Origin of the sequence: Asaia sp. W19, assembly GCF_003994335.1 — a bacterium.
GTDB lineage: Bacteria > Pseudomonadota > Alphaproteobacteria > Acetobacterales > Acetobacteraceae > Asaia.
Map to the genome: position 1 here is coordinate 1 of NZ_PNQZ01000011.1, position 3,419 is coordinate 3,419.

The window sequence follows — 3,419 nt, forward strand, 5'->3', positions numbered from 1 at the left end:
GCCTGCGGCTAAAAAAGGGGACCCAGACCGCCTGATCGGACGGMCAAAAGGCGGCATGAATCCGAAGCTGCATGCGGTCSCCGATCAGAACGGACGACCGCCGAGCTTCTTCATGAAGGCGGGGCAGATCAGCGATTATRCCGGTGCCGCTGCTCTGCTGGACAGTCTTCCTATGGCAAAGTGGATGCTGGCAGACCGAGGTTATGATGCTGACTGGTTTCGGGATGCGTTGGAGGGAAAAGGGATCAAACCCTGCATTCCAGGACGAAAATCCCGCGGGAAACCCGTCAAATATGACAAACGAAAATACAAAAGACGCAACCGCATCGAGATCATGTTCGGCCGTCTCAAGGACTGGCGGCGGGTCGCAACCCGCTACGACAGATGCCCGACCGTCTTCTTCTTAGCCATATGCCTCGCCGCAACCGTCATGTTCTGGCTATGAGTCCTGAGCCTAACAGTCGTAGCGAGACAAACCTAGATAGAAAAGCGTTGCAGATCGATCATATTGCGTGAGGATCAAGCAACAAAGTGGATACCCCATCAGGTTGGGCCTCAATTAACAGGGTATCCTTGCAAACCGCAATTGGAAGTCTGCGCGTGACCCAGTCATCCTCCGAACGCCTCGAAATTCATTGACTCGCCTCGCGTGTTCCTATTTCGTTCGCTTCATGCCCAGACCAATATCGCCCCATCCCGCGCTCGATGAGAAACTCGCCACGATGCCCGCACGCCTGGCGGCGGATTGGGACCTGTGGGTTTATTCCAAATGCAGCTGTGGGGCGTCATCCGTATCAGGCTTGAGGCTTATGCTCGAAACGCGCCCCGATATCGCGCATTGCCGGGTGAATGACATTGCTGAGCGCCTGCGATGCAAAGCCTGCACGAAGCCCTTTGACGAGGTCGCCTTGTCCGATGGCGGGCGATGCGGCCCTTATATGGCGAATTGGCAGCTTCCCCTACTCAGCAGGGCAAAACCTGACTGGAGATCCGAGCAGGATCAGCCGCGCGACACGGCGGAGCCGTGAGGCACTATCTCCTTGGCTCTTCGGCATCGTCCGCATTCGCGGCGTGCTTGCTGTTCATCCCGATCTTGTTGATCAGGCTGTAAAGGGCGAACCATTTCGAGCCCGTGGCGGGCTTTGGCCAGAACCGGGCCACCAAGGCGCAAAGCGCGATGATGAACGTTCCGACCAGGGTCAGATCGCCCGCGATCTCGGCGGGGATGAAGGGGAGAAAGGTCGCATAAAGCTGCTGCCAGTCCAGGTTCATAATGAATCCTCATGCTCGATTATGTTGCAGATCCGGCCCGTCAGGCCGTGAAAGAAACCCCGGCGATCGGGTGGCCGGAATAGACGGCGAGTTCCAGGCGCCTGCGGCGCTGAAGCCCCGGCAGGACAGTGAGACGCCCGTTCACGGTCGCTTTGTCCCAGCGCATGAGTTGCTGACCTGCCGCTGCGTATTGGCGCTGATTCAGCAACGCCAGCAGGGTCGAGCTACGCATCGCCGCCGTGCCGACATTGAATTGCCAGGAAAGAAGCGCGCCTTCCTGCCAGGGGGTTAACGGCACCTTCACCGCCGCGCGCAGCTTCGCTGCCAGCCCTTCGAGCGTTTCACGAGCGAGCCTGACGGCTTCGTCCCTAGTGATCGGCGCCGTGCGCTGGGTTATGGCTGCGCCGTCAGCGGTGAAGCGGTTGCCAATGCCGATCGTCCAGTATCCTGCATGGCAGAGATAGGGCGAGAGGCGCAGCCCCTCGAAGTCGTCGCGCGAAATGAGTGCGAGCGCGATATCGGTTGCGTTCATAAGACCTCTCCGGAATGAAGCAGAACGGGCATCAGGCGGCCCATTCGTGCGCATTCGGCCGATCGCTCGGCCAAAAAAAGCCGCCCGATAAGGCGGCTGGCGTCAGTGACTGTGAGAACGATGAAGGCAGGATCAGAGAGGGCCATTGTCGAGATTGCTGAATGTGCGATTCAGCAGCTTGCGCAGTTCCGCATTCTGCGCCCGCAATTCCTCGATCAGCGTCAGGTTTTCCCTTTCGCGCTCTTCGAGCCTGTCCACACGGGCATTCAGCCGGTCGAGATCCTCTTTCTGTGACTCGATCGTCGCCTTTGCGCTCGATGCGCCGAAACCGATCAGCCAGCGGATGGTAAAGAGCAGCCCGCCGATCACCGCGACCCACCAGGGCTGCGGGGTGAGGTTCTCAGGCATTGCCCATTCTCCCCAGCGCTGCCCGCACATTGAGCAGCGCAAGCGCGCCATAGGCCGCGATCGCGGGCACCAAGGCAGCCGGGGCGATCAGCCCGCAGGCGATAAACGCCCAGGCCGTAAAGGCCGCAATGGCGGCGGCCCTGCGCAGCGGGCGGTAATTGCACACTGCCCCCACGATCTGCGCCCCGCCCGTCAGCCAGGCCAGCAACGCATAGACCAGCGCCGGATCATCGGCGCGGGGCAGAATGGCGAGCAACTCCCCAAGGCCGGGCCATGTCAGATCCGCCGGAGGCAACGCCAGAAGCAGGCAGGCCCATAGGGCCAGCGCTGCGCCGAGGCAGGTTTCCTGCACTCTCATGATGGGTATCCTCATTCCTGCCAGTCAGACCGAGATCCAGGTGAAGGCCGCATCGGTCATCTTGAGAGTCAGAGGCGTGCTGCCCTGGCTCCCCGTGAGCACCTGCACGCTCGCTCCGATCCGCAGCTTCGTGCCGGGTGTCAGATTCGTGGCCATGAACCGCGCTGTGACGGTCTGGGCGTAAGACCGATCGATCCGCGTGTTCGCCCCTGTCGCGGCCATGGGCTGGGCCGGGCTGTTGCCCTGCGCATCCACCGTCCAGATCCCGATGACCGTGCGCACGGCCAGCCACGAGCCGGAGGCTGTGGCATCCGGTACGACTTGCAGATTGGCCGCGAATTCGGCCCGGAGCGTCGTGCCGCTCGCCGTCACGTCCAGGCTTCCCAGCGTCTGCAGGGCACTGGTCCAGACCGATTCAGGCAGAGTCTTGATCCCCTGCGTAACGGGCGGGGGTACGGCCTCGGCGGGCAGGTCGGAATAGACATAGACCAGCCCCGTGAAATTGAGCCTGTCCGTCCGGTCCTGCGTCGTGCCCAGCACCTTGTCGCGCGTGATGACGGCGGGCGTGCCATGCGTGAGCCGCCCGATCCCCCATTCGGCCTGCGTACCGTCATCGGCGCAGTAATAGACCTCGCCATCCTCAAACGCGCCGCTCCACCCGCGCCGACCGGCTGGCGCACCGCTCAGGGCAAAGGGGCCGGTTCCCGGATTATTCGAGGCCTCGAGCACGAAAGAGGCGAGTTTGGGCATCACAGGCGCTCCCTGATGGTCATGGTCGTGGCGCGCCGATCGGCAGCGCCTGCAGGACAGGTCACGTCGCCCGGCGTCAGCCGACCGAAAACCATGGCG

At 62.1% G+C, this 3,419-nt stretch carries 7 protein-coding genes; 2 read left to right on the forward strand and 5 right to left on the reverse strand.

Annotated elements, in window-relative coordinates; translation table 11 throughout:
- On the forward strand, positions 1–445 hold a 445-nt coding region (locus C0V97_RS01610; RefSeq protein ID WP_127100090.1), incomplete at its 5' end, for an IS5 family transposase.
- 364 nt (positions 446–809) lie between these two features.
- Positions 810–1,028, forward strand: a complete 219-nt coding sequence (locus C0V97_RS01615) for a hypothetical protein (protein ID WP_127100092.1) — start codon at positions 810–812, stop codon at positions 1,026–1,028.
- 4 nt (positions 1,029–1,032) lie between these two features.
- On the opposite strand, the gene C0V97_RS01620 is transcribed toward C0V97_RS01615, so the two are convergent.
- The 5 genes from C0V97_RS01620 to C0V97_RS01640 all read right to left on the reverse strand — a co-directional run bounded on the left by C0V97_RS01620 (position 1,033) and on the right by C0V97_RS01640 (position 3,320).
- Entirely contained in the window at positions 1,033–1,272 is a 240-nt protein-coding gene (locus tag C0V97_RS01620; protein WP_127100094.1) for a hypothetical protein, read from the reverse strand.
- 40 nt (positions 1,273–1,312) lie between these two features.
- A complete protein-coding gene (locus tag C0V97_RS01625; protein ID WP_127100096.1) occupies positions 1,313–1,804 on the reverse strand; it encodes a lysozyme in 492 nt (163 codons plus the stop codon).
- A 132-nt stretch (positions 1,805–1,936) separates the two neighbouring features.
- A complete protein-coding gene (locus tag C0V97_RS01630; protein WP_127100098.1) occupies positions 1,937–2,212 on the reverse strand; it encodes a hypothetical protein in 276 nt (91 codons plus the stop codon).
- Positions 2,205–2,570, reverse strand: coding sequence for a hypothetical protein (locus C0V97_RS01635; protein WP_127100100.1), 366 nt, complete (start codon positions 2,568–2,570; stop codon positions 2,205–2,207). Before C0V97_RS01635 ends, C0V97_RS01630 begins: the two co-directional genes overlap by 8 nt.
- Before the next feature lie 24 nt (positions 2,571–2,594).
- Positions 2,595–3,320, reverse strand: a complete 726-nt coding sequence (locus tag C0V97_RS01640; RefSeq protein ID WP_127100074.1) for a hypothetical protein — start codon at positions 3,318–3,320, stop codon at positions 2,595–2,597.
- Positions 3,321–3,419 lie beyond the last annotated feature (99 nt).

Bases quoted from the DNA above. Each gene is read 5' to 3' on its own strand.
- C0V97_RS01625 (WP_127100096.1), bottom strand. From the start codon at position 1,804: ATGAACGCAACCGATATCGCGCTCGCACTCATTTCGCGCGACGACTTC.
- C0V97_RS01640 (WP_127100074.1), bottom strand. From the start codon at position 3,320: ATGCCCAAACTCGCCTCTTTCGTGCTCGAGGCCTCGAATAATCCGGGA.
- C0V97_RS01630 (WP_127100098.1), bottom strand. From the start codon at position 2,212: ATGCCTGAGAACCTCACCCCGCAGCCCTGGTGGGTCGCGGTGATCGGC.
- C0V97_RS01615 (WP_127100092.1), top strand. From the start codon at position 810: ATGCTCGAAACGCGCCCCGATATCGCGCATTGCCGGGTGAATGACATT.
- C0V97_RS01620 (WP_127100094.1), bottom strand. From the start codon at position 1,272: ATGAACCTGGACTGGCAGCAGCTTTATGCGACCTTTCTCCCCTTCATC.
- C0V97_RS01635 (WP_127100100.1), bottom strand. From the start codon at position 2,570: ATGAGAGTGCAGGAAACCTGCCTCGGCGCAGCGCTGGCCCTATGGGCC.